We start from the raw sequence: 24,283 nt of genomic DNA, 5'->3' as shown, positions 1-24,283 counted from the left end.
AGCAGATAGTAAGCGCAGGGTCCGCGCGAGAGGCTGAAGCTGTGTATGAGGATGCATGAAGAAGGGATCATCCACCTTCTTCTGTTCAAGCCTGCTTAGTAGCTGTCTACTACCTGCTCTGGCAAGAGGCCTGCCTCTCAGGTATAGTACTCTCTGTTCCTGGGCCGTTCGTTGGGCGTAGGCTGCCTTCTCCCGCCTCTCTAGCGCAGCAGATAGGGAACATAGCCAATAAGAATGCAGAACAAATCATATGAGCAGCAGATGATCTTTTTCCAATCGCCTGGCTGGCGAGCGCTCAGGCTTGTGATGGCAGGTATAGCTCTTAGCTGTCTGCTTGTAACGGCAGCCTGCGGCACGGCTCCTGGGCAAGTGAATACGACAGCCACACAGAAGGCCAGCGGCGCCGCGCCTGGAACTGCGACCAGCACGGCCAGCGCCAGTGTTGACGCCACGGTACCTCCGGCTCCGGCCTGGGACAATGCGGATCTGCACGTGCCAGGCAACTTCGTGCTCGTTCTCCCTCTGCAATTCACTCTTGCGCGAGGTGTGATTATCAGCGACAGTAATGTCACACCTCTCGACGAACAGACCGTTCGCAATGAAATCACCGAAGAGCTGCGTCATCTACTCTTCGTCGTTGACAGTAACAGCACGATGAAGGTCTACAGCCCTGGGGTCTCGCCCGTTAGTGCCCATCTTGGAGTCGCGGCCAATGGGGGAGTGCAGATCACCTATAGCCAAAGTGTTGACTCGCAGGCTGGTACTGTCTCCATTGCCTTTGAGGGGACCTTGCTCAAGGAGCAATTAACCGTACACTACGAGCAGTACTATAACCCTTCGGCATTCATCAACGCCAATGCCAGCGATGTCGTTGTCACCTTCGTCACGCGCATCAGATGGATTACGCCGACGGAGATTCCGGCTGCTCCCCGAAACGGGAGCTATCATCTGGACCCGAATGGGGCGATTGTCCTGACCTGGCAGGTCGGTCAGCACGCGGTGACCTACGAAGTCTATCGGCAGATTTCTGATGTCGACCAGCAGTTTCACCTGCTAGCGACCGTGAAAGGGACCTCCTACACTGACAGCTCCGCGCTTGCGCGTCAGAATCTCCATTCGATGAAAGGCATCGCCTACGCGATCTTCTCTGTCGGACCAACGGGCGTCGAGAACCCGGGGGCCATCGTGGTTACCATTCCTGGCCAGCCTAACCAGGGATAGCCAGGACGAGGGCCTGGACCATGCCCGTTCCTCTTTGAAGAAGCGCGGTAGCGCAGGCCTCCAGCGTTGCCCCTGTCGTGCAGACGTCGTCGATCAGCAGGACAGTGCTCCCTGGCAGCGAGAGGTCTCTCTCTTGGGGCTGACAGTAGAAGGCGCCAACCACGTTCTGCCGACGCTCGCTGGTGGAGAGGCCAGCCTGCGCGGCGGTGACTCGTACACGCTGTAGCAACGAATGGGCGCAAGGAAGCCCCAGCTCGTGCGCACAAACGTCTGCCAGCAGGCGGGCATGGTTGTAGCCACGCTGGCGCTCGCGCTCAGGGTGCAACGGGACAGCCACCACGAGGTCGGCTCGCAGGTGGTAGCGGCGGTAGCACGAGGCCAGCATGCTTCCTAGAGGCTGAGCCAGCCGTGTGAGACCCTGATATTTCAGGTGGTGGATGCAGGAGCGCAGCGGTTCCTCGTAAAGGGCAACGGCCTGGAGGGCGAACAGGCTGGCGCCAGAGAAGCGGCAACGTCGGCAGGGGGAGCCGTGACATGGCAGAGCACAACGCAAGCAGCGCTGCTCTTGGAGGCGGGCGATCGCCTGCAGGCAAGCAGGACAGAGAAGGCTGCCACTGCTGGCGCAGCCGGCACAGCGTGGCGGAAAGAGTAGATCGAGCAAGCGCTCTGTCCAGTGGGTAAAGTCGGGTCTTCTTCTCAGGGTAGGTCTCTCCTTTCTCGACGAGAGGAGCTGGTCTGGCCCATCATGATCGTGAATGGGGCCAGTCAGGTCCTCGGTCCCGGGCATCAGGCCAGCGGCTGGAACTATCGACGGTGGGCCAGCGGGCGCTGGCTATGCGGCCCACGAGAGGGAGGATATGCTGTCCGTCTGGATTATGCAAGAGACGGGCGGTATAATGCGGCGCTGGTGCTGCGATATGGTATACTGAAACCAGCCATCATCACGCCTTATGGAAAGAGGGGTTTTCTCGATGAGCGCACAGGAACAGCAGGCTGCCACCACAGGCGTCGGGGCTCAGCCTGCAGGAACGGCGGGGCAGCCGACGGAAGAGCGCCATGCCTTTGGCACGGCTAAGACTGAGAGCCTGCGAGATTCTGGCTGGTGGCGCATTGCCATTCCGGCCTTCGTCATTCTGGCTTCGGTGGCCCTTTTCTTAGTGCCTCTAGTGCTCTTAATCACGCTGCTGGTGACGACTTCCTTCAGCACGGAGTCCGCGGCGACTCACCAGGGGATTCCTCTGGCCTGGTTGTGGATCACGATGATTGTGATCGAGGTGGTGATCGCGGCCTTGATCGCCCGAGGACTGCTGAAGATCTTTCTGACCGATAGCTGGAACTATCGACGCTCCTGAAGCGAATCGGGGCAGAAGGGGGGGAGCACGCTCTCTTTCACGCTGCTTGCAGAAGCAAACGGGAGCCTGCGTGTTCCCGCCTGGATGGCGCTACTGGCCTTCCCTCCCTTCTTCCCCTGCATGCTGGCTGGGTGACGCGGTTTGCCTCTTGAGCATCGGCGTCGGCTATCGCTCAGTGGTTGCCCTGACCAGTGCACTGGCTGCGGCAGAGGGCCGAAGCAGGTCGAATCGCCAGGATGAAAGGGCGAAACCGGCGAAGAGGCTCTTGACTTTTAGGGTCCCTGTAGGTACACTCATTCTCAGACTTTTATGCTTATTTCTCAGTCCATTGCAGGAACCATGCACAGGAGTAACGCCTACGAGGAGGTCTACTCTACGGAGGACAACCCTCGTGAGGGTGCGACAATGATGAAGGTTCCCTCCTATCGACGACAGAGCCTGACAGGCCGGCCCAGTCGATACCGGCTGCTGGCTTCCCCTCTGTTCCCTCCCGTTGTCTCTTCAGTTCTCCTCCAGGAAGGGAAGGGTTCGCTGCTCTGATGATGTGAAGACGGTATGGGCCTGGCATTCACCATGCTGCACGATTCCTCTACTCCTATCCTTACCAGATTGGCTCTATGTTCTGACCTGAGATGTACTCTGTACACAAGATGGAGCGGCTTACGCTGACGGAGAGGCTTGCGCGTTGCAGGGATAGCACGCTAAGACCTCTGCCCGGTGGTGTCTGGTTCAATTTGTGCCAATCCCGTGTAGAGAGGAGGTGAGAGCGTGCGAGGAAAGCTGCGTGACAAGCGCGTCGACATGAAGCGCTCCCGCTTCAAATTCAAGCGGGAGCGTGAGCGCGAATTTGAGGGGCGACGTCGCCTCGTCAAACGCGACTATCGCGACCTGGACGAGTGGCTTGACGAGCAGCTGGAGGACGAAATGCTGGACCCGTCGGACGAAGAAGTGCCGTTCGACGAGGAAGGAGCCACGCGCTAAGGTCAGAAAGGCGGCGCATGTCGGAGGACCTCGACCCGACCAGGGCTGAAAAGCGAACGCTGGTCAACTGATCCTGGACAGGGTGGGGGGAGCAAAAAGGTGCCGATGGGCACGCAGGAGAGAGAGGTCAACGACTCCTGACCGAGGGTCTCAAAGGCCGCTCTCGTTGGCTGTAGCCTTGCCGGCCAGACTGACTGCGGGCCAGGGCAGAGAGTCGGCTTGCTCAGGATCGAGGACTTCCGACAGTGCCGTTTTTTTGCCTATGGCGGACCTCTGGAGCCGGATTACGACGAGAGGGGGCGGGCAAAAACGGCTGATCAGCCGGTTGACGATTCTGGCCCGCCTTGCTTCCTCTCGTCTCTGCCTCCCTGCTGCTTATCGCTTCGTTTAAGTTAAGGAATATCGATGTTGGGGAAGAGGCGCCGGGCGATGACCAGGCGCTGAATCTGGGCGGTGCCCTCGAAGATGTCGAAGACCTTAGCGTCGCGGAACCACTTCTGGATCAGCAATTTCCGCTCGCTCTCCTCGCCAGGAGCGGTGATGCGCACCGCGGTGGCCGTGGCCTTCATCACCAAAGCACCGGCGTAAGCCTTGCTCATCGAAGCCTCTTTCGAGTTAGGAATACGGCGATCGGCCATCCAGGCGGCGCGCCAGACCAGGAAACGGGCCATCTCGATCTCCTGGCCCAGCTCCTTCAGCTCTTCCTCCCAGGCGCGTCGTTTCTGTGGAGGATAGCCGGCGGGCAGCTCCTCGCGTAGCCACTCGCAAGCAGCCTCGTAAGCCGCGCGAGCGATGCCCACCGCCAGGGCACCCACCATTGGCCTGGTGGCGTCGAGTGTGCCCATTGCGGCTTTGAAGCCCGCTTTCCTCTCGCCGCGTCCCGCGAGCAAGTTCTCTTTGGGAATGCGGCAGTTGTCAAAAATGAGTTCTGCCGTCTGGGAGGCGCGCAGACCCATCTTCTTCTCAATGCGACCCACGATCAGGCCCGGCGTGCCTTTGGGAACCACGAAAGGACGGATGCCCTCGCGCCCCAGGCTCTTATCAATCGTGGCGAAGGTCACGATCAGGTCGGCGCGGGCGCCATTGGTGATATAGTGCTTATGGCCGTTAATGACCCACTCATCGCCGTCGAGCACGGCGGTGGTCGACATGCCAGCTACATCGGAGCCGATGCCTGGCTCGGTCAGGGCCAGGGCGCCCCAGTGAAGCTGGCCATCCATATAGATGCTCAGGAAGCGCGCCTGCTGCTCGGGGGTACCCTGCGATAGAATCGGCGGAGCCGCCAGACCTGGCCCGGGAATAGCCGTGGCCAGAGCCGCATCACCCCAGGCCATTTCTTCCTGTGAGATGACACTCAGCAGGTTCTCCTGTCTGACGCCTTCATCCTGGCCGTAGGCCCGTGCTTGAGCGGCAGCACCACCCCAGTAACGGCGCTGCATGTTCCAGAAAAACGACTCAGGAATCTCTTCGGTGCGGTCGCATTCCAGCGAGAGCGGGCGCATCTCCTCCAGTGCCACCTGGTGGGCGTAGTCGCGGGCCGCCTGTTGCGCTTTGCTCAGAGTAAAATCGATCATAGGACATCACTCCATCGCGGCTGCATCGCGCATCCACATTTCGGCGGGGTGATCCTGCATGAAGCCGGCGCCACCCATAACCTGAATCGCATCCGTTGTGGCTGCCTGAGCCATTTTGACAGCCTGGCGTTGCGCACTCTCTGCCTCGTAGATCAGCGTCTCATCGGCTTCCCCACGGTCCCAAGAGCAGGCGGCACGCCAGGTAAGCAGACGGGCGGCATCGAGCTTCATAGCCATTTCGGCGATGATAAAGGCGATGCCCTGGTAGGAGACGATCGGGCGTCCGAAGGCGATGCGTTCGCGGGCGTAGGCTGAGCAATATTCGAAGGCGGCGCGCGCGGTGCCGCAGGCGATGGCGGCGCGCAGGATCTGATAGAGGGTAGCGGCGCGCACGACCCCGCTGCTGCCGGCCTCGCCGAGCAGGGCCTCAGCTGGCAGCTGAGCCTGGTTGAAGTGATAGGTAGCACTGGGAGCGGCCTGTAGCCCGAGCTTCTCCTCCTCGTCCTGAATGCGCAGTCCCTCCTGAACGCCGGGGAGCACGAAGGCGCAGAGCCTGCCCTCACTGCTCTCGTCCTCACTCTCTGCCAGGCGTGCCAGAACCACGCGCAGGTCGGCGCGCTGACCATGCACGACATCGCGCTTGGTGCCGTTAAGCAGGTAGCCCTCGCCGGTGCGGCGGGCTTGCAGGTGGACATCTGCCAGGGTATAGCCGCCGCTTTGCTCGGCAAAGGCCAGACTGCCACGCTGCAAGTAGCCGCTAGTAGGATCGCCGAAGGGGGGCAGATAGCGCTCCTGTTGCTCGCGGCTGCCGGCCAGCCAGACCGTGAGCGGCCCCATGAGGGAGCCGATGATGTTGAGCGCCAGCCCCGGGTCGCCGTAAGCCAGCTCCTCGGCGATGAGGGTGTAGGTCACGGCTTCCAGGGGGCCAGAGCCGCCATATTCCTCGGGGAAAGGAGTCGTCAGGCCGGTCTGGGCCAGAGTCAGCCGCAGCTCGGTAGAGCTGTCATGTTCAGCCTCGGCCTTGCGGGCATGGGGCCGCAGATGATCAAGGGCGATGCTCTGGGCGAGCTTGCGAATCTCCTCCTGCTCTTCAGTTGGGGCAAAGTCGAGCATAGGCTAGATCCTTTCGATGATCGTAGCTGTGGCCATGCCGTGGCCGATGCACATGGTCTGCAGGCCGTAGCGTCCGCTGCGGCGCTGCAGCTCATGAACGAGCGTTGTCATCAGCCGAGCGCCGCTGGCGCCCAGGGGATGGCCCAGGGCGATAGCTCCGCCGTTGACATTGACGCGGCTCATATCAGGATCAAGCTCGCGGGCCCAGGCCAGCGGGACGGAAGCGAAGGCCTCGTTGATTTCCACGAGATCGATATCGGCCAGACGAAGACCTGCCTTCTTGAGGACCTTCTGTGTCGCGGGGATGGGGCCGCTGAGCATCATTACAGGATCAACGCCGGCTGTGGCCATAGCGACGATGCGCGCCAGGGGCTTGAGGCCCAACTCCTGAGCCTTGCTGTCAGACATCAAGAGAACAGCGGCGGCGCCATCGCTGATCTGGCTGGAGTTGCCCGCAGTGATAATGCCATCGGGCTTGAAGACAGTCTTGAGAGCAGCAAGCTGCTCTAGCGAGGTATTGGGGCGAATACCCTGGTCGCTGGTCATGACTTCGCGGCTGCCATCGGGCAGGGTCACCTCTATCGGCATAATCTCTGGCTTGAAGCGACCTTCTGCTGTAGCGGCGGCGGCGCGACGGTGGCTCTCTAACGAGAAGGCGTCGGCCTCTTCGCGCGTAATGTGCCACTTCTCTGCTACCAGCTCAGCCGAAATGCCCTGGGGGACCAACGGATAGCGAGCGATGAGCTTCTCGCTGAAGCTGGCGCCGGCCTTGTCTGAACCCATTGGAACCCGGCTCATACTCTCAACGCCGGCAGCGATGGCGACGTCGACAGTGCCAGAGATAATGGCCTGAGCGGCAAAGTGGATGGCTTGTTCGCTGGAACCGCACATGCGATTCACGCTGACGCCACAGGTCTCAACGGGGAAATCTGCGATCAGGGGGGCGACCCGTCCGATGTTGAGGCCCTGCTCGCCGATCTGGGTCACGCAGCCCATGATCACGTCCTCGACAAGCCCTTTCTCGATGCCGGCCCGGCGTACAACTTCGGCCAGGGTCATAGCGGCCAGCTCGTCGGGACGGATACCTGTGAGCTTCCCTCTGTCAGGCTTGCCGATACCAATGGGGGTACGAACTGCTGCAACAATGACAGCTTCCTGGTGCTTCATGGTCCTTGCTCCTTTGCTGGCTGCCTCGTCTCTCGCCCGCTGCCCGCTCGCTGGGCAGTCGTCTCTGACGGCGGCAGTCGGGACAGACAATCACGCCTCCACTGGAGTTATTGTACGTGATCGCTGCGAATTTTTACTAGTAGCCAGCTAACAACAGAGCAAACCCCGCTTGGATGTGTCTGCCAACCACTAGATGGGGCGAGAGAGGCGAGCAGCTCTGCGCGAGCGCTGTGCCAGGTCTCTTCCTGGGAAGGAGGACCGATCTAGAAGAGAGACGCACATTGCGCACGCTGAGTGCAGCCTGGCGCTGCATTCGCCGTCACGCTGCTGCGGAGAATACATCGCCAGGCTTATCTTCCATCTACGTGAGCGTTTTCCTGCAGGCGATGCAGAAACGCCTCTGCATCGCCTCGCCTGTCTGACAGCCGAGGCTTGGGCCGGAGCAGGAAGCCGCGAGCAAAGGCGAGCTAGCTGAACTCGATCACGCCCCGGATGTTCCGCCCGGCGAGTAGATCATCGTAAGCCTCATTGATCTGATCCAGCTTGTAGGTTCGCGTCACCAGCTCATCGAGCTTGATCTTACCGCTCTCGTACATGCGCAGCAGCAGAGGAATGTCGTTGCGCGGCTGCGAATCGCCGAAGAGGGTGCCCATGAGGGTTTTCTGGTAAAGGACCAGGTTGAGCGGAGAGATGGGAATGGCCTGCGCCAGGAAGGGCGAGAGGCCGGCCACCACCACGGTCCCATTCTTGGCGGTAGCATTGAAAGCCTGGGCGATGGTCTCCGGTGTGGCGATCGCTTCAAAGGCATAGTCGACGCCGACGCCCCAGGTCAGTTCCAGGGTCTTATTGACGGGATCTTCCTGGCTGGAGTTGATGGTGTGGGTGGCGCCGAACTCTTTGGCTTTCTCCAGCTTGAAATCGTGGATATCGACCGCGATGATCATGCGCGCCCCGGCGATGGCTGCTCCCTGCACGATGTTCATGCCGATGCCGCCGCAGCCGATGACCATAACGGTGCTGCCGGGCGTAACGCGGGCCCGGTGGATGACGGAGCCGACGCCGGTGGGGACGCCGCAGCTCACCAGCACGGCTCGGCTCAGGGGATAGTAGTCAGCGATCTTGACCACCGACATAGCAGGGACGACGGTGTATTCGCTGAAACTGCCAATGTAGCAAAATTGGCCAATATCGCCTTTTTCGCCGTGCATGCGGAAAGTGCCGTCCAGCAAAGGACCGTTCAGCGTGCCCGCCCCTTTGTCGCAGAGGTTGCTGTGGCCGGAGACGCAGGAGGGACAGCTGCCGCAGGCCGGGATGAAGCTCATGAGTACGTGGTCGCCCGGCTTCAGGTCGCTGACACCAGGGCCGACCTGCTCGATGATGCCGGCCCCTTCATGCCCAAGCGCCATTGGCAAGTAGGCTGGCAGGTCACCTTTGACCACGTGGTAATCGGAATGGCAGACGCCTGCAGCTACCATACGGACAAGCACTTCCTGCTCTTTGGGTGGGTCAAGTTCGATCTCTTCAACGCGGATGGGGGTACCAGGTTCGTAGATGACGGCGGTTCTGGTTTTCATCGTTGAAGTCCTCTCTTCTCTTGGGAACGCTGAGATCCCCGGGCCGACGCGCCGCCCGGACTGGCTGCCCAAGTCAGCAACAAATACGATCATCCATAAGTATACTGGAAAGGATGTATTTTCTACAATGTCGCTCTGGAGCCACTACCCACCAACCTCGCTGGCCTTGCGCCCACCTCCCCCATGTTGTATACTGCTATGCTCTCCCTTACTTTTATTTTGTAAGTAAGGAGGAGCGGGCGGAATCCTCGTCGGCCAAGTCGCCGTCAGCAAGGACGAGAAGAAAGGAGGGAAGGCACGGCGCAGCTGCCGGGAGCCGTGCACCAGCTATGAAGAGGCAAGATGAAAGCGGTATGCATGGGGATGCTGTCCTGCCCGCGGCCACACACATTGGCCTGGTTGCCTTGACGGTGGCCAGACTAGAGCGTGAGCGACACTTCTACGAGGAGGTCCTCGGCTTTCGTCTCCTGGAAGAGGGTGAGCGGTGGGCTTGGCTGGAGGCAGCCAGCGGGGAGAGTCAGGCACAAGGGCCGGAGAGCCAGAGACAGCCGTTGCTGCTCTTACTTGAACAAGCTGAGGCGCCGCGGCCACCGTCCTGGAGCACGGGTCTCTACCACTTCGCCATCCTGGTCCCCTCGCGGCCAGCTTTAGCACGCTCGCTGGCTCGGCTGGCCACCTGCCGTTACCCTTTGGGAGGCTATGCTGACCATCTCGTCAGCGAAGCGCTGTATCTCTCCGATCCTGAAGGCAACGGCATTGAAATCTATCGTGATCGCCCGCGTGAAAGCTGGCGCTGGCAAAACGGACAGATCGCGATGGCCACCGATCCCATTGATCTGGAGGCCATGCTTGCTGAGGGACGGAGCGAGTTAGGCAAGCAGCCCTGGCAAGGGCTACCGACTGGCACCACTATTGGTCATGTGCACCTGCGAGTGGCTGACCTGCGCCAGGCCGAGCACTTCTATCATCAACTCCTCGGTTTTGCGATTACCGCGCGCATGCCTGGGGCGCTCTTCGTCTCGGCGGGCGGCTACCATCATCATCTTGGCCTGAACACCTGGGAGAGCCGTGGGGCACCCCCGCCGCCTGAAGGGAGCCTGGGCTTGCGTCTCTTCTCCATTGAACTGCCAGCCCGGCAGGACGTCGAACGTGTCGCCGAGCGTCTAGAGCAGGCGCGCTGGCCCTTTGTGTCTCATAACGAGACGATCGCTGTCCGCGATCCCTGGAATCATCTTTTACTGCTCATGCCTGAAGGAAAGCGTCAGCCTGACGAGCTACAGGGCTGGCTTCCCTAAGCGCTCCTGGTCGGGTTGAGAGAGCCGGCGCGGCCCGCAGGAGTCCCCTGACCCACCCTCGCCAGCGAATTTCGGCCCAACACGTGGTAGTGCGCGCTGTGCTGTTCGCGGTGCCCTTGTGCGCAGTCCGGGCGTAACAGTACCCAAAAGCCTGCCTAGGGGCTAGCAGTGACGAGCTGCTTGCAACGCTTCAGGCCGTTGCCGCCTTCGTGTTCGCTGCCGAAGATTCGCTCGCTACCAGCTAAGAAAGCTATATATCCTGCGGGCCGTGCCCAAGGCTCTGCCTTTCCTGCTGGGTCTCTCTCTGCCAGTGAGAGAGGTACCCTGTTCCCTCTGCTCCGTCAGGAAACGGACCGACGGAGCGTTCTCGCTCATTCCAGCAGATCGACAGCCCAGTTTGTCGCCTGGATTGCCGTATCCAGCTCGCGGCGCTGGCGGGCGATGCGGTCAAGCTGGCGGTAAATGGCTGCGGTGTCTACCGTTGGCAGCCGACGGATCTCTGCCCGCCCATAGCGATCAAAGCGCTCGGAGGCTGTGGCTGCCAGATCGCTGAGGATACTATGTTGCAGATCAAGCACATCCCGCTCGGCCATTGCCTCGGTCAAGGTCCGGCCATCCGGTAACCTGCTTTCCAGGTTGGTACGGTTGATGCGAACCATGAGCTGGCGGTACTGCTGAAGAATCTCCTCGACCTCATGCAGCAGCGCCTCGGGCTTCTCGGGCGGTTGATCCCCTTCCTGAACGATTGCGCTCCTCTTGAGGCGATTACGCAGTTGGTTGAGCTGCTTTTTCATGTCGGCGCGCAACACGAGCGCCTCTGCGAGCTTCATAGCAATTCCTTTCCTGCCAGCATAACACCTGAAATGAGCCTGTTCCTACCATGCTGGAAAACGATCGGTTCTAGCATACTGAAGTTATGCCCGCTGATTACGCTGCTATGGTAGTATACAATTCTCTATCTGTCAATATGTTAAGCAAGCAGTATATTCGGTGAAGGAAGAGCCAGAGTGATTACACATCTCTCTGCCGGGCCGCTCTCTGAAAAGAGGCAAAGCGCTTTAGAGAGGGGCCAAAGGCAATAGCGGGGGAAGGACAAAAGAAGAAGAATGGTGGGCGCGCGGCTAGCGAGTCAGATAGCCGGCATCAACGGGCAGGGCGCAGCCTGTTAAGTGGCGTGCCTCATCGGAGGCTAGCCAGAGTACAGCGGCGCTGACATCCTCGGGTGGCAGCAGATTACGATCGCTAAAGAGATTCATCTGGTTCATCTGGCTGACCATGTGCTCGTACGTAGCTTGAGGGCCGGGGCCGCCGGCGAAGAGGTCATAGAGTGCCTGGTTGAGGCACATGGAGGTAGCCACACTGGTGGGGCAGACGGCATTGACATTGATATTGTAGGGAGCCAGCTCGCGTGCCAGCGTCTTTACCAGCCCGATGACACCATGCTTGGCGGCCACATAGTGAGCCAGGTGATCCATTCCCTTAAAGCTGGCAGTTGAGCCGATACAGATAATTTTCCCCTGACGCCGCTCCAGCATCTGAGGAATGGCCACCTTGCAGGTAATCCAGACCCCCTTGAGATCGACATTGACGGTCTCGTCCCAATGCTCTTCGGTCATCTGCCAGCTTAAAGCGAAGGAGTAGAGACCGGCATTGGCTACCACCACATCGATCGGTCCCAGCTCGCGGCGCGCGCGTTCGGCCAGGGCCTCCATAGCCGGGAGGTTGGTCACATCCACTTGAGCAGCGATCACCGGGCGCCCCAGGGCTTCGATCTCCCTGGCCACGGTAGCCAGTTCCTCGGGGTGAGCCAGCGGATAAGGGACGGTGCGATATTGGCGGCAGGCATCGCAGATCACCAGGCGTGCCCCTTCGCGGGCAAAAGCCAGAGCATGCGCGCGACCCTGGCCGCGCGCTGCACCGGTGATCAGGACTACGCGATCGGCAAAGCGCCCTCTAGCCGGCGGGCTAGTAGACTCCGCAGATGCCATCGATAGTGAAGTCCTCGATAATCAGCTCCTCTTCAAACTCCTCCCCGACCTCGGCTCCTGTGGCCTGTTCATCTGCCAGCGAGGAGGGCAGCACTGGCTCTGTCTGGCTGTAGGCAGGCTGCTCTTCTGTCTCTGGGAAGGACCAATCGTGCTCAAAGAGGGATTCCATACCTGCTATTGCTCCTTCTTGGACTAGCCTGGCGAAGTACCGCAGCCAGGGAAACGAACGCTCACAGACATCTGGTAACGGCCTCTCTGTCGCTTCTCGACGGCCTCATGCCTGTCTGTCTTCTTCAAGGATACCATCCCTGGGAGAGGCTGACAAGGTCATGCCAGGCAGGAGAGCAACAGCTCCGCCTGCCCGCAGGTAGGTAGCCAGCACCGCTGCTGCAAAGCAGCAGGCTCCACGCTGGACCGGGGGCCTCTGTGCGAAGCCTGGCCGGGTCCGATCCTGCGTAGAGCCTGAAGCCTGACAAAACCAGCTGCAAAGCTGGCCAGATCGAAGTGGGAGCTAGGTCCACAGGCCGTGTTGTGTGCAGTACGGTACTGAGGGATCGGCGGGCGCTGGCTGCTGCAGCTTTAAGACGCTGGTATAAATGTCGTTATACATTGCCGCCACCGCGGGACCGTTGACGTTGGCGCCCTCGCCAGCATTCTCGCGCATGCTCACGATCGTCAAGCGCGGGTCCTGGTAAGGAGCCTGGGTCATCAGCCAGCCGTGGGCGCCCTTACCACCACCGACCTGGCCGGTGCCGGTCTTCGCAATAATGTTCCAGGGGGAGCTGTAGAGTTCGGGAATCACCGATCCCGAACCGCAGCGCACCACGCCATACATCGCTTCACGGGCGGAGCTGGCTGTCTGCTCCGAAATCGGCGTACTCAGGGTCTGAGGTGACATTGACTTAATGATCGTGCCGTCCGGAGCCTGGATACGCGAGACCAACATCGGACGCATCAGCTGACCATTGTTGGCGATCGCATCATCGATCAGCGAGATGAGCATGGGCGTCACGAGGTCGACGCCCTGACCGAAGGCGTTTTCCGCCAGCAAATTCGGGGGCAGCTGCCCATTGGCTGGGAGGACCGAGCTACGGGCCACTGGCAAATCAAAGGGAATGTCCTGGCCTACGTAGAAGCGTTTATTGTATTCTAGCCAGGTATCTGCCCCCAGCTTAGAGCCGATAACGGCGAACATCACGTTATCCGAGTGAGAGAAGCCCATATTCATGCTCACTGGGAACGTGCGCGCGTAGCTGGCACGGTAGATGTTGCTCAGCTGGGGAGCGAAGACCTCGCCACCGATCGTCACTGGTCCGACTGCATGCTGGTAGTCAAACGAAGGCGTATTCAACTGGTAAGTACCGGTGTCCAGCGCCGCCAGCAAGGTCATCGCCTTATACACCGAACCAGGCACGTACTGACCCTGGGTGGGACGCTCTAGGAGCGGCGCATCTGGATTGCGTAGGAGCTGGTTATAGTAGGTCAGATCTCCGGCGGCCACGCGATTGCTGTCGTAGGTTGGGCGCGTTACCATCGCCAGAATCTCGCCTGTGTGAGGGTCGGTGACAATCACCGCACCGCGGTTGGTGGCAAACACATTCTCGTTATCGATCTTGAGTTCCGGCACCGCCGGGTTATAGCTCGGTGCATACTTATCGAAATCGCGCTCGACAATTTTCTGGATGCGCGTGTCGATAGTCAGGTAGATATTATCACCCACGGGAGGGCGGTGTAGGATCAGGTTAAGGTTGTTCGTCAGTTCCGTTAAACCGGCCCGCCCGCTCAGATAGTCGTCAAAAGCGTGCTCGATCCCTGTCGAGTTAAAGAGTGGGCTGATGTAGAAGCCAATCAAGTTGGCGAGGGAGGGCATGCCATCCAGATAGTAGTGGCGCTGGTAGCCGCAGAGCGCCCCCTTAAAGGGGTTGTTGGGGTCAATCGGCTTGGACTCGGCCAGAAGTACCCCATTGCGGTCATAGATCTTGCCACGTACTGGAGCATGATCCTTCATGCACTGGCGAATATTATGAATATTCGACGTAACCTGTTGCGCAACTGCCACTTGCCAGTAGACCAGCCCAAGGCTTAGCCCGAGGAAGAGCACGATGAAGACCTGGTTGAGACGGCGTATGGCCGAATGGATATTCATGACGTTCGATCCTTGCGTCTATCTCGAAACAGTTTTGGTGCTCTCTTGCCTGTTGTGCCTCTTCTATCGATCTTGCTTACTGTTAGTTAAGATCCAGGCAAGTGTAGCACGCGGTCTCTTGTCTGCCAAGTCTTTTAGCTAACAAAGGGGAGCCGTGGACGGGGTCTCTTGCACTCTCCCCTAGAGTATCTAACGCTTCGGAGCCGCGGCCTTGACGCTGGGATAGATCTCTGAGTATGCTTCCTCTGTATAGGGTACTTGCCAAGTCCGCTCGCGTACTGTGTGAGCGGACTTGAGGTGGCGTGCAGGGAACCAATGGTTTCCAGATCGTTCTATAGACAGGCTGCCTATCTGTCTGACTACCTACCAGGCTACCAGGTAGGAGGAAGGACTCCTATGACCATGACTGCACATTCGGCAGGCTCCCGCTATCGTTTGCTACCCGAGGTCAAGATTCGGCGTGAAGCCTTTGGCGGCATCCTCTATAAATATGGCTGTGCTGATCGAGGCTCGCTCTCGTTCATCAATTCTCCACGTCTGATAGAGCTACTGCTCTTGGCACGAGAGCAGTTTGCAGGCGATCTCAGCGCGGCCATCGAACAGCAAGTCTTCTCGGCAGAAGCCAAAGCCCGCCTCTCTGCGGCACTCGCTGAGCTGCTGAAACGCGGCTATCTAGAGGCCGAGCCAGTGGCTGAGCTGGCGCCTGGCGAGGCAGCGGCGCAATAGAGCGAGCAAGGTGACAGTTGTCTAGACCCCGGCCTGTCTCTCTACGGCGGGCAGGATAGCCACAAGCAGCCGGGCGAAGCACTCGTAGAAGAAGGAGCAGAAGGGCATGACCCAATTCGTACAGTTTCATGGGCGTCACCGTGGGCGGAGCGGGAGCGGGGGCCAAGGGCGGCCTGAGCCTGGTGCTCTTCACCCTCTGGCCAAAGCTGCCTTTGCCGAGACCGGCAGCCCGCCCTCACTCACACAGACCAGCGGCTCGCAGCGTTTCCTGCAGGGAGGACTCTCGGCGCCCATCACGGTAACCTGGGAGATCACGGCGGCCTGCAATCTGACGTGCGTGCATTGCCTCTCATCCTCGGGGAAGCGCCGTCGGCGTGAGCTGACGACAGAGCAAGCCCTGGCAGTGGTCGATGAGCTGGCTGAGATGCAGGTCTTCCAGATCCACTTTGGAGGCGGCGAGCCGTTCATGTATCCGGGCATCTGGCGTGTGTTGGAGCGTTGCCGTGAGCGTGACCTGGTGATGTGCGTCAGCACGAATGGCACCCTGATCACGCCTGAGCGCGCTCGCCGCCTGGCTGCTCTGGAGCCGATTTATTTTCAGGTCAGCCTGGACGGTGCCACCCCTGAGACCAATGATCGGATTCGTGGGCAAGATGCCTTTCGACGAGCCATGCGCGGTCTGGAGCGTCTGGCTGCCGAGGGCCTGAGCTTAACCGTCAATAGCGTCCTGACGCGCTATAGTTTCCCCGAATTGGATCGCCTCTATGAGATCGCCAGCAGCTTTGGGGCCAAACTGCGCGTGACACGTCTGCGCCCTTCTGGACGCGGGCGCGCAGTATGGGAAGAGCTACATCCCACACGCGAGCAGTATCGCGGCTTTGTGGCCTGGCTGCGGGAGCATCCCGATGTGTTGACTGCTGACTCGTTTTTCCACCTGAATGCCTTTGGCGAGCGCCTGGCGGGCCTGGACATGTGCGGCGCGGCGACCGCCACCTGCTGTATCTGTCCTGAAGGCGAGGTCTATCCCTGCGCCTTCTTCCAAACGCCCGAATTCGAGGCTGGTAACTTACACGAACAGAGCTTTCGTGAGATCTGGCAGCACTCGCCGGTCTTTGCTTTCTACCGCCAGATGGGAGCCGGCTCCTGTGGCGGTTGCTCGCGCTACGACCTTTGTCATGGTGGCTGTCCAGCCACCAAGTGGTTCGTCCAGCGCAGTTTGCGAGTGCGTGACCCCGAGTGCGTGCTCGCTGACGTCCCTCGCCATATACAGCTCGTGTTGCAAGAGGCCTCGTGCTCGTCGCCAGCCGGATCGGAGTACGCTCTCCCGTAACAAGCATAGGGGAGGAAAAGAGAACAAGAGCCTTAGAGTGGCTGGAAGATCGTCGATGAACGAGCACGCCAATCAGGGTCCTTGAACGAAACGTCGCTCACAGGCAGCGGTGGTCAGGTCAGGCCGGGCACTGCTCGGAGGTGGGCAGTACTGGAGGGGCGGGTAGCGTGTACAGCTTGTACAGCTTCTCCCTTTCCTCTTATCGCTGCTGACCTGCCGCTGCCTGCCTAGCGGCGTTCGAGGCTGCGCAGAAAGGTCAGCACGGCACGGTTGAAGGTCTCGGGGCGTTCGAGGTTGAGCATGTGGCGGGCGCCGTGGATGACCACCTTCCTGGCATCGATGATACCGGCTTCCAGGAGATCGGCCTGGGCTTGCGTTTCCAGCGAGTCGGCATCGCCGATCAGGATCAGCGTCGGCTGGCGGATATCGGCCAGGCGCTGCAAGGCAGGTGGCTTGAGTGGCTGCCTGGGTGCTGGATTCAGATAGTGCACAAAGCTGTAGTCGCGCAGCAGCTCGCGGTAGCGCTGAGCGGCTTCTGGATATTCGTTCTCCTGGGGCATCGCCGGGTCATTGGCCCACAGCTCATAAAGCTGTTCCCTGTCCCCGGCCCGGGCGGCGGCAGCGATGCGCGCTCCACGCTCGCGCGTCTCCGGCGTATAGTTATCGTAGCCGCTGATGTTGGCGGCGGCCAGAATCAGAGCATCGACCATCTCGGGATAGGTCAGAGCGAAATCGATGGCTACCCTGCCGCCCAGCGACAGACCCAGCAGGTAAGCGTGATCAATGGCCAGATCGTTGAGAACGTCGTAAAGATCGCGGACATCTGAGTACTCGACGTTGCCCATAGCCGAGCGACCGAAGCCGCGCCGATCGTAGCGTACGACCTCGTAGTGCTGAGCAAACTCCATGAACTGCGGGTCCCAGGAGCGATGGTCAAGCAACCCGCTGTGAAGCAGGACGAGCGGGTGGCCGCGTCCGGCGACCTCGTAGTAGAGTTGGGTGCCGTGAGCCTCAATAAAACCCCATTCAGGTTGCAGTGTTCCCGCCATTATCTGTCTGCGTCACCTCCTTTCAGCGTGACCGTTCGGCTACCGAAGGTAGAGATGGTTGGTCTGGGTCGGATGGTTGAGCGAGTTGGGTGATTGTGGGACAGTGGTGTTCTTTCATTGTATCACGGCTAGCAATGGCCGCCAGGTGCGCTGTCGCCAGCAGCCAAGCAGCAGGCCGAAGGCATAGGCGCAATCCTCTAACAGAGAGTAGCAGGCAAACGCTAACAGGCCCAGGCGCGGACGCAGGCGGGCGTAATCAACGCTTACTACGATGGCCTGGAGCAGGCCAACCAGCACCAGCAGCGGTGGAAAGAGTAGACTCGCTGCCAGTAGCGCGAGCGTGTAGTAGCGCGTCAGATGGCGACACAGGTGATAGGTGTAGGCCAGGTAGCTGCGCAGCGTGGCCTGCCAGAGCTGCCAGGCTGTCAGCGGCACCTGAGCCAGGTGGAGACGCCGACGGCGCTGCCAGACGCTGGCAGCTGGCAGCAGCAGTGCCAACAGTGCCAGCAAGAGCGAGAAGCTTGCGCGCCCCGCCTTGCTTGTGCGGTGTAGATTCCTGTGCTGGCGCCGCCGACTGGTCGCCAGCACGGGACTGAAGAGCCGCCAGAGACTGCCGACTGTCAGAGCAGCAAAACTCGCCTCGCGCGGCGGGAGCAGCAAAACCCGGCGCTGCTGTGGGTGAAGCTGTTGGAGCACGGCCTCAGCAGAGGCATAGTGCACGCGCGTCCCCAGGAACGTCCAGAGGCGCGTACGGTAGTCATGATAGACCATGCCCTCTGGAGCGGGCCAATAGCGGATGCGCCAGCCCTGGGCCAACAGCCGATAGCAGAAATCAACATCCTCGCCATAGGTCAGGGGGGCAAAGCCTCCCAGGGCCTGCCAGATCTCGCGGCGCACGAGCAAGCAAGCTGTAGGAAGATAGGTAAGCGGGCCGCTCAAGCGCACCTCCTGTGGCTGCAGGCCCATGAAGAGCGAAGAACGAACATCCTCATAGCGGCCCAACGCACTGCCGGTTTCATAGGCGCGGATTTGACCGCCGACGGCGGCCACCTTTGCCTCGGCGAAGAGTGGCACCAGGGTCGTAAGCCAGTCTGGCGTCACGACGCAATCGTCATCGACGAAGGCCAGAAGCTCATAGCGGGCCGAGGCAGCGCCGCTATTGCGGGCACCAGCGGCGCCCTGACGCCGGGCATGGCGTAGGAGACGCAGTCTCATCCCGCGACTGGCGAAAGCTGGGCCGAGGCTGGCAAGCACTGCCGACGTCTGATCGTGTGAGGCGTCGTCGACGACGATGACTTCCAGGGCCTGCGCAGGATAGCGCAGCCCAAGGATGGCCTGCAGGCAGCGTGCAAGCTGGCTGGCGCGGTTGCTGGTAGGCACGATCACGGAGACACCTGGCCACGACCGCGGTGGCGGCGGTGGGCCGGCCTCCAGTAATCCTCTGGCACTGAGCTGCTGGCAAAGGGCAGAGACCCGCTCGCTGGAGAGTCCGCTCAGGCGGGCCAGTTCTGCGCCGCTGCGTTCTTGACGGCACAAGCTGAGCAATTGCCAGGCATGCTGACCAAGGCGCAAGACGCGCAATGGATAGGCAGTGATAACCAGCCCTCCGGACTGACCGTCTGTCCCCTCTAGCAGGCGCAGGCCCGGGGCCAGGCGATAACAGCCCGGTGCCGGATAGCGGTAGCTCTTCGTGCTTGTCACGACTCCGCACCTTCTCCTTGTTGGGCAATGAGCTGCAACAGCTGACCTGGGGTCACAGGAGAGACAATCTCACCCAGGTCCTGGAGCGCTTCCCAGAGGACAGTGGGCGTCAGGCGCCAGGCCAGTACATAGAGCTGGAGGAAGAGCGGACGCCGACGATGGATGGCCTGCAGGCCTCTGACAAGCTGCACCAGCTGAGATCTGCTGCTGACAAGGCCCAGATTGTGATAGACGGGCAGCCCCCTGACTTTCTTATAGCTTAGCGTCAGACCGCCAGCGCCTGTGAGCAGGCCGCGCAGCCCCGCAGGCTGAAGAGCCTCGATGAAGGCGCGCTGGCCCGCAGCGCTAGACATACGCATACTGGTCGGGAGTGGGAGGCCCAGCTGCTGGCGCCAATCGCCGTCGAGCACCTGCAGCAGGGAGAGGCCCATCCCTGACAGCAAGCGCTGGCTATGCTCCAGAAAGGCTGGAAGCTGAGTGGCTGGCCAGCGCGAAGGAAAAATGTAGGCAGCGCCGCTGGGGCCGGCGATCAACTCGTCCTGGGGGCTGGCCGTCTCCAGATAATAGGCGGCCAGAGCGGGAGCGGCCTCCAAGAGTGCAGGGGCGATTGTCCAACCGAGCGGCAGCCTGCCGCGGGCCGGATCGCGCCACAGATGCAGCAGACGGTGTTGCGTGTATTGCAGGTTATCGCCATCACTGATCGTTAAAGAAAGATAGACACGTGGCTCCAGAGCTGGCAGAGGGCGCTCGTCCTGCTGACGACGATAGCGCTGGGCCAGAGCCTGGAGGTGGTTAATCAGCTCTGGGGGTTGCAGCGCGTTCCAGACCTCCAGGTTGCTGCAGTGGTCGCTAGCCAGGACCGCCACGGTCCGCTCCGAGGCCAGTGTGACCCCACTTCCCTCGTCTGGAAACCAGCCCAGGTGGACGCTGCCGGGGAGAAGCTCGGCTAACAACTCCTCCAGCAGCTGGCGCTGCTGGCCTGTAAAGGGTTGCCAGAGGCGCGAATCGAGCCAGTGGACAAAGGTGCGCGTAGCCACCAGAAACGAGCGCAGGCCGCTGGCAATTGCCGGGTTCATGCCAGCCAGCGATCTCCGCGACCTCTGGCGCGCGCTGGCCGCGCTGGCCCAGCGATAAGCCAGGTACTCACTCGGCCAGTGTGAGAGGCGCAGATCCAGCAACACTGGCTTCTCTCCTGCTGCTTGTTGCAGCAGCGGCAGCAGCTCAGGGGCTGCCACCACCCCTCTCTGGATACCGGCCAGGGTGGTCGCCACATTCACGCTGGCCGGGCGTCGCGGGTCGTAGACGATGAAGCCAGCAATGCGTGTCTGAAAGCGAGCGATCAGCTCCCTGAGCAGGATCTCCCCCTGCCCTTCCAGCCTCTCCAGCAGCACAGGCCAAGGAGCGATGGCGGCTTGCAGCCAGAAAAGATCATCCTCATAGGTTGCCAGATAGAGCTGTGGCTGTGGCACATTGACCAGGCCAGCCAGCGTACTGGCGGCCAGCTTGATCGCGAAGGAAGCATCGCGCAAATCGGCCACGACCAGGTTTTGAGGCACTTGCCAGTGTGGAAAAAAAGCAGTTGCTGGCCAGTCAAGAGAGGACGACGCCGCGCCCCGCTCGGCATCCATAGAGGGGAACAGGTCCTTTCTGGACAGAGGCCGGTGCCATCTGCTGCCTCGCCGGGCAGCGGTTGGGCCATCGTTAGGCAGTGGTGGGCAGTGAATGGCACAGGCGGACAGTACTTTCTGCAAGAGGATTATAGGGTATCAAGCAGCCTTCGTCAAGGGAAGGAAGCTCATCCTCGCCTGGGGACGATTCGAAATGTCTGAAGCCAGAATGAATGCTGTATTGACCAGCTCACATCTCTGGAGTATGCTACTATACAAGCCTGCGAAAGCAGCGAAGCTGAGCAGAACCTGGCTACCGCGTCGCCTCAACACTCGGTAGCTTTTTCCTCCTGCTGTTACTACGTGCAAGGGCATCTACATTCTGCATTGCTGTTGAGACCCAGGGCCGGGTCGAGAAAGGATTGAAGCATGCCAGAGAAAATGTTTGCTCCCGAGCTGTTCAGGCCTCCCGTCGAGTTCCCGGAAGTTCCCTATGATCACCTGCTGCGCAGAGCGGCGGAGCGTAATCCCGATGGGCGGGCCATCATTTACCATGACCTCAGCCTGACCTATCGAGAGGTTGTCTCGATGGTGAACTGCATTGCCAACGGGCTGTACAATCTGGGGCTGCGCAAAGGCGAGCGGCTCTGCATATTTACCCTCAATCGACCGGAGTACACCATTACCTTCATTGCCGCGGCCTCCATTGGTCTGGTTGTCACTCCGATGAATCCCTCCTACAAAGAGCGCGAGATTGCCTATCAGCTAGAGAACTCGGAGGCCAGCGCCATCCTGGTGCAGCGCGAGCTACTACCGCTGCTACAGGCAGTGCTGGGGCAGAAGTCGCTGCCCAATCTGAAGCATATCATTGTCACCGGCAGCCACGTACCCGAGGGCCTGCCCCAGGCGATCCCCTTTGGGCGCCTGCTGCGCGAGTCCTCGCCGAAGGCGCCGCCGGCGGTTCCGATCGATCCCGATGATCTGCTGGCGCTCCCCTATTCCTCGGGCACGACTGGCCTGCCCAAAGGAACGATGCTCACCCACCGCAATCTGGTCTCCAATAATCTGCAGTTCACCACGGCGCTTCAAACGACCTTCACCGATGTAGCTCTGCTCTTCCTACCTTTCTACCACATCTATGGTGTCATGCTGACCGGCGGTTTCCTGGCCTGTGGGGCGACGCAGATTGTCATGGAGCGCTTCGATATGCTCCAGTCTCTTGAGCTATGTGAGAAATACAATGTGACCTACTACTTCGCAGTTCCCCCGATTATCCTGGCCTTGGCAAATGCTCCCATTGACCTGGGCAAGCTCAAGAGCGTCAAATACATCTTCTCTGGAGCGGCCCCGCTGGCGCCGGAGCCAGCCCGCAAAGTCCAGGAAAAGACTGGCATTCAGGTTGTCCAGGGCTATGGTCTGACCGAAGCCTCGCCGCTCACTCATGCTCAGCCGAAAGATCCAGCCCTGGTGCGGCTGGAGAGCGTCGGCCTGCCCGTACACAATACTGAGCAGAAGATTGTCGACCTCGAGACCGGCACGCGCGAGCTGCCGGTGGGCGAGGATGGAGAGATCATCATCCGTGGCCCCCAGGTGATGAAGGGCTACTGGAAGGCGCCCGAGGAGACGGCTCAGACCCTGCGCGATGGCTGGCTCTATACGGGTGACATCGGCCATGTCGACGAGGACGGCTACACCTACATTGTTGATCGTAAGAAGGAGATGATCAAGTACAAGGGCTTTGGCATTGCCCCTGCAGAAATCGAGGCCCTGTTGCTAGAGCATCCCGCGGTCGTGGATGCGGCGGTGATCCCCGTGCCCGATCCCGAGGCCGGTGAGGTGCCTAAAGGCTTTGTCGTCCTGCGTCCAGGTCAGAGCGTGACGCCCGATGAGCTGATCGCCTTTGTCAATGGACGCCTGGCTGGCTACAAGCGCCTGGGCTTTGTGGAGTTCATCGACGCTATCCCCAAAGTCGCTTCTGGGAAGATCCTCCGTCGCGAGCTGAAGGAGCGCGAGCGCGCGCGCCGTGCCGCCGAACAGCAGGCGCTCTAACCCGAGCAGTAGCAGGCCGTAGCAAGGGCCAGCAGGCAGGCAGCGCCGATCTTTCTGCCTGCCTGCTCCAGGCTGACGGACATAGGCCAGCTCCAGGCAAGCAGCGGACAAGGTGTATCTCAGGTGAAGCAGGCCGATGCCGGGCCTGCGAGAGATGTTAGCTGAAAAACAGGGTGGGAGCGTTGGCACCTGCCAGGAGACCACTCTCACCCTGCCTTTTGAGGCACCCGCGATCTGGTGACTTCCTTGCTGGCTTGTGCTCGATCTGCGCGATTCGTGGCGTGGCAGACTCCACCAGCCAGATCTTAGAGCGTGCTCAGGAACATACCACGGGCCAAAACCTCGCCTGCCAGCGTCATGACAACGATCAGATAGAGCATGCCCGTGGCCGATTGGAAAGAGCGCTCGCGTGCCAGCTTCCAGGTGAGGGCCCCCAGCACGAGAGGGAAGGCGAAGCCAAGCAGAATGCGCAGCCAGCCAAGGACGTCCATGCTCAAGGGACTGACCGTCGGGGCGCCAGCTGGCTTGACAGCGGTAGCTGTACTTGAGGCGACTGGCGTGGGCACCGAGGTAGCAATAGCTGTCGCTGTGGCCTGAGCTGAGTGAGTAACGGCGGTCGAGGCCGCAGGGCCAGCCACAGTAGAACTGACCAGCGTCAGGATAATCTGGAGCACTATGGCGATCAGGACCACTGCCGTGCTGAACAGGAGTGGACGCTCGCTCAGGGCCGGTGTGACAAGATACCAGTGGCCGAGCCACATCGAGGTCATCACGCCACCGACGGCCAGGGCCGCGATAAAGAAGCTCAGGACAGCCAGGGCTTCCCCGAGCGGAGAGGGCGCCAGCGGACGGTAAATCATGCCCAGAACCAAGAGCATAAACAAGCCTGCCACTGAAGCCAGGCCGCCGCTGAGCAGTCGTAGGAGACGTACCACAGAAAATTGCCCTGCGGCTCCGGCCTGCGCAGCTTTCTCTTTCCCATCGACGCCGGCCCGCCGGTCCAGAATCAGGAAGAGCAAATAGGGAAGCTGCAATAGCAAAAAGGCCAGAAGCGCCGGGCCGGTATAGCCAGTCCACTGCTTATCGAGTCGCACAAAACTGTCCAGCAATGGTTGAGAGGCGAAGCTCTGCTGGAAAAGATAGGTGAGAGCGGTAAAGAGGAGATAGATGATAGAGAAAAAGAGAAGGAAGCTGCGCCGCACCTCACTACGCCAGTCCAGCACATAGAGCAACAGGAACGAGCCGATGGCCAGCTCGCTCATGACAATTGAAAGCACCAGTGGGAGTGTCTGTATCATGCCGGAAACATATCCTTTTAGCTCGCGTCTTCCATTGGGGTGATGCCGACAAACAGAGAGCAGCAGCGGCCCTCACCCTGACAGATTATACTCCTCCTTCGCTAGCCGGGGC

20 protein-coding genes are annotated in these 24,283 nt (G+C 60.5%); 7 read left to right on the top strand and 13 right to left on the bottom strand.

Annotated elements, in window-relative coordinates:
• Window positions 1–234 precede the first annotated feature (234 nt).
• The gene (locus BGC09_RS03080; protein WP_069801981.1) at window positions 235–1,221 is read left to right on the top strand and encodes a fibronectin type III domain-containing protein; all 987 of its coding nucleotides are present in this window, start codon (window positions 235–237) and stop codon (window positions 1,219–1,221) included.
• Here the strand turns inward: BGC09_RS03080 and BGC09_RS03075 are convergent.
• Entirely contained in the window at window positions 1,208–2,008 is an 801-nt protein-coding gene (locus BGC09_RS03075) for a ComF family protein (protein ID WP_084657886.1), read from the bottom strand. The genes BGC09_RS03080 and BGC09_RS03075 overlap by 14 nt on opposite strands.
• A gap of 184 nt (window positions 2,009–2,192) precedes the next feature.
• Between BGC09_RS03075 and BGC09_RS03070 the strand changes: the two genes are divergently transcribed.
• Together BGC09_RS03070 and BGC09_RS03065 are read left to right on the top strand one after the other, a co-directional pair.
• Window positions 2,193–2,573, top strand: coding sequence for a hypothetical protein (locus BGC09_RS03070; protein WP_069801979.1), 381 nt, complete (start codon window positions 2,193–2,195; stop codon window positions 2,571–2,573).
• A 768-nt stretch (window positions 2,574–3,341) separates the two neighbouring features.
• A complete protein-coding gene (locus BGC09_RS03065) occupies window positions 3,342–3,554 on the top strand; it encodes a hypothetical protein (protein ID WP_069801977.1) in 213 nt (70 codons plus the stop codon).
• A gap of 392 nt (window positions 3,555–3,946) precedes the next feature.
• Here the strand turns inward: BGC09_RS03065 and BGC09_RS03060 are convergent, their stop codons facing one another.
• From BGC09_RS03060 to BGC09_RS03045, 4 genes are all read right to left on the bottom strand, one after another.
• Entirely contained in the window at window positions 3,947–5,128 is a 1,182-nt protein-coding gene (locus BGC09_RS03060; protein WP_069801974.1) for an acyl-CoA dehydrogenase family protein, read from the bottom strand.
• Window positions 5,129–5,134: 6 nt separating this feature from the next.
• Window positions 5,135–6,241, bottom strand: coding sequence for an acyl-CoA dehydrogenase family protein (locus tag BGC09_RS03055; RefSeq protein WP_069801972.1), 1,107 nt, complete (start codon window positions 6,239–6,241; stop codon window positions 5,135–5,137).
• A gap of 3 nt (window positions 6,242–6,244) precedes the next feature.
• Window positions 6,245–7,408: a thiolase family protein gene (locus BGC09_RS03050; protein ID WP_069801971.1), complete on the bottom strand. Its 1,164-nt coding sequence runs from the start codon at window positions 7,406–7,408 to the stop codon at window positions 6,245–6,247.
• A 467-nt stretch (window positions 7,409–7,875) separates the two neighbouring features.
• Window positions 7,876–8,982 (bottom strand): Zn-dependent alcohol dehydrogenase, encoded by a 1,107-nt coding sequence (locus tag BGC09_RS03045; protein WP_069801969.1) that lies wholly within the window; start codon window positions 8,980–8,982, stop codon window positions 7,876–7,878.
• A 329-nt stretch (window positions 8,983–9,311) separates the two neighbouring features.
• On the opposite strand from BGC09_RS03045, the gene BGC09_RS03040 reads away from it, so the two are divergent.
• Complete coding sequence (locus tag BGC09_RS03040; RefSeq protein WP_218103945.1) at window positions 9,312–10,277, top strand: VOC family protein; 966 nt, start codon at window positions 9,312–9,314, stop codon at window positions 10,275–10,277.
• A 371-nt stretch (window positions 10,278–10,648) separates the two neighbouring features.
• Here BGC09_RS03040 and BGC09_RS03035 read toward each other — a convergent pair whose 3' ends face one another.
• The 4 genes from BGC09_RS03035 to BGC09_RS03020 form a co-directional block, all read right to left on the bottom strand.
• On the bottom strand, window positions 10,649–11,107 hold the full coding sequence (locus BGC09_RS03035; RefSeq protein WP_069801965.1) for a DIP1984 family protein: 459 nt from the start codon (window positions 11,105–11,107) through the stop codon (window positions 10,649–10,651).
• 291 nt (window positions 11,108–11,398) lie between these two features.
• Window positions 11,399–12,265 (bottom strand): mycofactocin-coupled SDR family oxidoreductase, encoded by an 867-nt coding sequence (locus BGC09_RS03030; RefSeq protein ID WP_069801963.1) that lies wholly within the window; start codon window positions 12,263–12,265, stop codon window positions 11,399–11,401.
• Window positions 12,243–12,434 (bottom strand): mycofactocin precursor MftA, encoded by a 192-nt coding sequence (gene mftA / locus BGC09_RS03025; protein ID WP_069801961.1) that lies wholly within the window; start codon window positions 12,432–12,434, stop codon window positions 12,243–12,245. Before mftA ends, BGC09_RS03030 begins: the two co-directional genes overlap by 23 nt.
• A 342-nt stretch (window positions 12,435–12,776) precedes the next feature.
• Entirely contained in the window at window positions 12,777–14,411 is a 1,635-nt protein-coding gene (locus BGC09_RS03020; protein WP_069801959.1) for a penicillin-binding transpeptidase domain-containing protein, read from the bottom strand.
• Between the two features lie 396 nt (window positions 14,412–14,807).
• Between BGC09_RS03020 and mftB the strand changes: the two genes are divergently transcribed.
• The gene (mftB, locus tag BGC09_RS03015; protein WP_069801957.1) at window positions 14,808–15,137 is read left to right on the top strand and encodes a mycofactocin biosynthesis chaperone MftB; all 330 of its coding nucleotides are present in this window, start codon (window positions 14,808–14,810) and stop codon (window positions 15,135–15,137) included.
• A 106-nt stretch (window positions 15,138–15,243) separates the two neighbouring features.
• A complete protein-coding gene (gene mftC / locus BGC09_RS03010) occupies window positions 15,244–16,467 on the top strand; it encodes a mycofactocin radical SAM maturase (protein WP_069801955.1) in 1,224 nt (407 codons plus the stop codon).
• A 227-nt stretch (window positions 16,468–16,694) separates the two neighbouring features.
• Here mftC and BGC09_RS03005 read toward each other — a convergent pair whose 3' ends face one another.
• The 3 genes from BGC09_RS03005 to BGC09_RS02995 all read right to left on the bottom strand — a co-directional run bounded on the left by BGC09_RS03005 (window position 16,695) and on the right by BGC09_RS02995 (window position 20,845).
• On the bottom strand, window positions 16,695–17,516 hold the full coding sequence (locus tag BGC09_RS03005) for an alpha/beta fold hydrolase (RefSeq protein WP_069801953.1): 822 nt from the start codon (window positions 17,514–17,516) through the stop codon (window positions 16,695–16,697).
• Between the two features lie 114 nt (window positions 17,517–17,630).
• Entirely contained in the window at window positions 17,631–19,217 is a 1,587-nt protein-coding gene (mftF, locus tag BGC09_RS03000; protein WP_069801951.1) for a mycofactocin biosynthesis glycosyltransferase MftF, read from the bottom strand.
• Window positions 19,214–20,845 carry a GxGYxYP domain-containing protein gene (locus BGC09_RS02995; protein ID WP_069801949.1) on the bottom strand — a complete coding sequence of 544 codons (1,632 nt, stop codon included), beginning with the start codon at window positions 20,843–20,845 and terminating at the stop codon, window positions 19,214–19,216. Before BGC09_RS02995 ends, mftF begins: the two co-directional genes overlap by 4 nt.
• Before the next feature lie 408 nt (window positions 20,846–21,253).
• On the opposite strand from BGC09_RS02995, the gene BGC09_RS02990 reads away from it, so the two are divergent.
• Window positions 21,254–22,873 (top strand): AMP-binding protein, encoded by a 1,620-nt coding sequence (locus BGC09_RS02990; protein WP_069801947.1) that lies wholly within the window; start codon window positions 21,254–21,256, stop codon window positions 22,871–22,873.
• A 305-nt stretch (window positions 22,874–23,178) separates the two neighbouring features.
• On the opposite strand, the gene BGC09_RS02985 is transcribed toward BGC09_RS02990, so the two are convergent.
• The gene (locus BGC09_RS02985) at window positions 23,179–24,171 is read right to left on the bottom strand and encodes a hypothetical protein (protein WP_069801945.1); all 993 of its coding nucleotides are present in this window, start codon (window positions 24,169–24,171) and stop codon (window positions 23,179–23,181) included.
• Between the last annotated feature and the right edge of the window lie 112 nt (window positions 24,172–24,283).

The sequence above is a fragment of the Thermogemmatispora onikobensis genome, from assembly GCF_001748285.1.
GTDB classification, from domain to species: Bacteria; Chloroflexota; Ktedonobacteria; order Ktedonobacterales; family Ktedonobacteraceae; genus Thermogemmatispora; species Thermogemmatispora onikobensis.
This window is presented reverse-complemented; position numbering and strand designations above follow the sequence as displayed.

Coding starts and splice junctions, on each gene's coding strand:
- BGC09_RS03080 (WP_069801981.1), top strand. CDS start 235: ATGCAGAACAAATCATATGAGCAGCAGATGATCTTTTTCCAATCGCCT.
- BGC09_RS03075 (WP_084657886.1), bottom strand. CDS start 2,008: ATGCCCGGGACCGAGGACCTGACTGGCCCCATTCACGATCATGATGGG.
- BGC09_RS03070 (WP_069801979.1), top strand. CDS start 2,193: ATGAGCGCACAGGAACAGCAGGCTGCCACCACAGGCGTCGGGGCTCAG.
- BGC09_RS03060 (WP_069801974.1), bottom strand. CDS start 5,128: ATGATCGATTTTACTCTGAGCAAAGCGCAACAGGCGGCCCGCGACTAC.
- BGC09_RS03055 (WP_069801972.1), bottom strand. CDS start 6,241: ATGCTCGACTTTGCCCCAACTGAAGAGCAGGAGGAGATTCGCAAGCTC.
- BGC09_RS03050 (WP_069801971.1), bottom strand. CDS start 7,408: ATGAAGCACCAGGAAGCTGTCATTGTTGCAGCAGTTCGTACCCCCATT.
- BGC09_RS03045 (WP_069801969.1), bottom strand. CDS start 8,982: ATGAAAACCAGAACCGCCGTCATCTACGAACCTGGTACCCCCATCCGC.
- BGC09_RS03040 (WP_218103945.1), top strand. CDS start 9,312: ATGAAGAGGCAAGATGAAAGCGGTATGCATGGGGATGCTGTCCTGCCC.
- BGC09_RS03035 (WP_069801965.1), bottom strand. CDS start 11,107: ATGAAGCTCGCAGAGGCGCTCGTGTTGCGCGCCGACATGAAAAAGCAG.
- BGC09_RS03030 (WP_069801963.1), bottom strand. CDS start 12,265: ATGGCATCTGCGGAGTCTACTAGCCCGCCGGCTAGAGGGCGCTTTGCC.
- mftA (WP_069801961.1), bottom strand. CDS start 12,434: ATGGAATCCCTCTTTGAGCACGATTGGTCCTTCCCAGAGACAGAAGAG.
- BGC09_RS03020 (WP_069801959.1), bottom strand. CDS start 14,411: ATGAATATCCATTCGGCCATACGCCGTCTCAACCAGGTCTTCATCGTG.
- mftB (WP_069801957.1), top strand. CDS start 14,808: ATGACCATGACTGCACATTCGGCAGGCTCCCGCTATCGTTTGCTACCC.
- mftC (WP_069801955.1), top strand. CDS start 15,244: ATGACCCAATTCGTACAGTTTCATGGGCGTCACCGTGGGCGGAGCGGG.
- BGC09_RS03005 (WP_069801953.1), bottom strand. CDS start 17,516: ATGGCGGGAACACTGCAACCTGAATGGGGTTTTATTGAGGCTCACGGC.
- BGC09_RS02995 (WP_069801949.1), bottom strand. CDS start 20,845: ATGGATGCCGAGCGGGGCGCGGCGTCGTCCTCTCTTGACTGGCCAGCA.
- BGC09_RS02990 (WP_069801947.1), top strand. CDS start 21,254: ATGCCAGAGAAAATGTTTGCTCCCGAGCTGTTCAGGCCTCCCGTCGAG.
- BGC09_RS02985 (WP_069801945.1), bottom strand. CDS start 24,171: ATGATACAGACACTCCCACTGGTGCTTTCAATTGTCATGAGCGAGCTG.